The 610-nt window shown below is 68.2% G+C and carries 1 protein-coding gene; it reads left to right on the forward strand.

Translation table 11 applies throughout. The features are described 5' to 3' along the window. Positions 1–69: 69 nt before the first annotated feature. Positions 70–610 (forward strand): HNH endonuclease signature motif containing protein (locus IF64_RS27395; RefSeq protein ID WP_487042798.1); only part of this gene is annotated, 541 nt, incomplete at its 3' end.

The raw sequence follows: 610 nt of genomic DNA on the forward strand, positions 1-610 counted from the left end.
GCTCACTCTCGACTCACCGCCGAGTTGCCGTCGGAGGTGGCTTCCGCGTGTTATGCGCGGGTTGATGCGATGGCACGCCGCCTACGACGTGATGGCGAGCAGCGCACGCTCGACCAGTTGCGCGCGGATGTCACTGCTGACCTGTTGCTGGGCAATGATCCCGGTGTTCGGGTCCCCGAAGCCGCCGCCATGGTCTACCTCCACATGCCCGTTGACGCGGCCCTGTCCATCTCCGACAGCGGCTGTGAGCTGGACGGCTACGGACCTCTTCCGGCAGCGGTGGCGCGGGAGATCATGACCAACCGCGACAGCACCTGGCGCAAAGTCCTCTGCGACCCGGCCACCGGCCAGCCGCTCGACCTGGGCCGTAGTCGACGACGGCCCAACGCGGCCATCCGCGAACTCGTCCGCGTCCGCGACCGGGAATGCGTCGTGCCCTGGTGCCGACGACCTGCCCGGCACTGCGACCTCGACCACCAACGCGAATGGGCCACCGACAACGGGCCCACCTCAGCGACCAACACCGCACCACGGTGTCGACGCCACCACAGGATGAAGAACGCGCCCGGGTGGATCACCCGCTACGACCCACACCACGGCACCTCGTCCA

It is taken from the genome of Prauserella rugosa (genome assembly GCF_000719975.1).
GTDB classification, from domain to species: Bacteria; Actinomycetota; Actinomycetes; order Mycobacteriales; family Pseudonocardiaceae; genus Prauserella; species Prauserella rugosa.